Origin of the sequence: Alkalimonas sp., assembly GCF_020831925.1 — a bacterium.
Lineage (GTDB): Bacteria > Pseudomonadota > Gammaproteobacteria > Enterobacterales > Alteromonadaceae > Alkalimonas.
In genome coordinates this window covers 1-2324 of sequence record NZ_JAFIFQ010000124.1, presented here as the reverse complement: position 1 = coordinate 2324, position 2324 = coordinate 1, and the positions used below count along the sequence as shown (strand labels likewise).

Annotated in this window: 2 protein-coding genes and 1 pseudogene; 2 read left to right on the top strand and 1 reads right to left on the bottom strand. The window is 58.2% G+C overall.

The window, feature by feature from the left end:
- Window positions 1-479 (top strand): polysaccharide deacetylase family protein (locus tag JJU14_RS16535; RefSeq protein WP_228614814.1); only part of this gene is annotated, 479 nt, incomplete at its 5' end.
- Window positions 469-1743, top strand: a complete 1275-nt coding sequence (locus JJU14_RS16530; RefSeq protein ID WP_228614813.1) for a glycosyltransferase — start codon at window positions 469-471, stop codon at window positions 1741-1743. The genes JJU14_RS16535 and JJU14_RS16530, both read left to right, overlap by 11 nt.
- A gap of 69 nt (window positions 1744-1812) precedes the next feature.
- On the opposite strand, the pseudogene JJU14_RS16525 reads toward JJU14_RS16530, so the two are convergent.
- Window positions 1813-2324, bottom strand: a pseudogene (locus JJU14_RS16525) (phosphomannomutase); the annotation flags it as partial.

Genomic DNA, 2324 nt, shown 5'->3' with positions numbered 1-2324 from the left:
ACCTGCCGCTGGATGAGCGCGAACAACGCTTGCTGAGCTTGCAGCAACAAACCGGAGCGAAGCCAAGCGGTCGCCAGTTTTTGCAGCCAGAGCAGATGCAGCAGATGGCCCAGGCTGGCATGGAGTTTGGAGCGCACTCGGTGCATCACCCGATTTTGTCGTTGGAAAGCGACGAACGTGCGTATCAGGAAATTGCGCAGAGCAAAGCTCAGCTCGAAACCTTGCTGCAGCGCGAGGTGGTGAGCTTTGCCTACCCTAATGGCCAGTATGGCCGTGATTTTGATGACCACCACATTGCCATGGTGAAGCAAGCCGGGTTTCGCTATGCCGTCAGCACCAATCCCGGCAGCAACCACGATGTCGCCAAACAGGCGCTTTGCCTGCATCGGGTTTCCCCCTGGCCAACCTCGGAAAGTCGCTTTATGCTAAGTTTATTGCGCAGTACCCAACCGCACGTCGGAGCAGCCGATGGCGACTGACGTATCCACCCGCAAAACCATCCTGATGATAGCGCTCGACTTCCCGCCTTGCCAAAGTGCCGGCGTGCAGCGTACCTACAAGTTTGCCCAGTATTTGCAAGACTTTGGTTGGGATGTGGTGGTGCTTACCGTGAAAGCCTCGGTGTACCAGCAAACCGATGCCGCAGCCGGTTGCCCGGACGTGTTGCACATTGAACGCTGTGCGGCGCTGGATGCGGCCCGTGATTTATCCTGGCGAGGCAAATACCTCGGTTTCAGTTGCGTGCCGGATCGCTGGTGGAGTTGGGCGCTGACCGCCATCCCGGCGGGTAAACGGCTGATCAAACAGTATCAGCCTGATGTGATTTGGAGTACCTACCCGGTTTCAACCGCCCATTACATTGGGTATCGGTTGCAGCGGTTCAGTGGTTTGCCCTGGATTGCCGATTACCGCGATCCCTTGCAGTGTCGTTACGATGCCAGCGCCCGGCGTTACAGTGGCATTGCCAAGTGGATTGAACAGCAAACCATTCGCTATTGCCAAACAGCGGTCTTTACCACCGAAAATGCTGCCCGATTATACCATCGGCTTTACTCGGATGAGCCACTCAGCAAATTTGCTGTGATTGAAAATGGCTTTGATGAAGCCAACTTTCGTGGGTTGCCCGTTAGAGCATCCCGAAACGACTCGCGCTTTATTCTGCTGCACAGTGGTGCTTTGTACGGGCAGGGGCGGGACCCGTCCGAGCTGTACCATGCCATGGCGTTGCTGCACCAGCAGGGTCTGATTGATGAGCACAACTTTGCGCTGCACTTCCGGGGTTTTGAGGGCACTGCAGAGCAGCATGCCTTGCTGCAGCAGCTTGGCATAACCGCTTTGGTGCATTTTTTGCCCGGTGTGCCTTATCTGGAATCACTGGCCGAAATGGGCCAGGCCGATGCCTTGTTGCTGATCCAGGGGCCTTTGTTTAACAATCAGATCCCAAGCAAATTGTACGATTACATCCGAACCGGCAGGCCGGTGCTGGCCGTGACACCCGATAAAGGCTCGACCTATCAAACCCTGCAGCCATTGGCGCATTGCCACTGTGCCAATGGTGTGCAGGCCGTGGCTGCAGCCTTGCGCCAGCAGGTGACGGCGCAGCGACAAGCGCCGGAAAACCCGGCGCAGGCAGTGGCGGACAGTCAAGGCATTTTGCCAGCGGAGCAAGTGCCTGCTGATATCGCGGCTTACTCACGCTACGAACGCACCCGTCAGTTGGCGCAGTTGTTGGCAGAGCTGTAATCGCAGACTGAGGTGTCGCACTAAGCTGCCCGTAATGGTGCTTCGCCGGCGGCTTCAGTCCCCCGAGTTTTATCCGCGCTGCTGCACCGCCTCTAGGGTAACGTTCACCAGTCGGGCGGCTTGCTTAGCGCTTTGCGCCTCGGCATAACAACGCAGTTCCGGCGCATTGCCGCTGGGGCGCAAATGCACGATGTCCTGATTGGGCAGGGTGATGCGCAGGCCATCGGTGGTGTCGATGCCAAGCTGGTCGGCTTGCTGTGCAGCCTCTTCTGCGCTGCTGCCAAGCCACTGCATTAGGGTGGCAGGCTGGTTGTGCAGTTGGGCCAGCAAGGCATCGCTTTTTTCGCGGGCAAAGTGCTGCAGCCGATCGCTGGCGGTAAAGCGCTTGGGCAGGGTGTTGCGCAACGTCGATAACGGTGTATCCCCAGCCAATGCCAGGCAGGCCAAGGCTGGCAGCAGCGCATCCCGGGTGGGCAGGGCGGTTAAACCCAGACAATCTGAGCCCAGCAAGTAGCCGCCATTCGCTTCAAAGCCGGCGCAGGGTGTGGGCAAATCGCTGAGGGCGGCAATCACATAGGGCG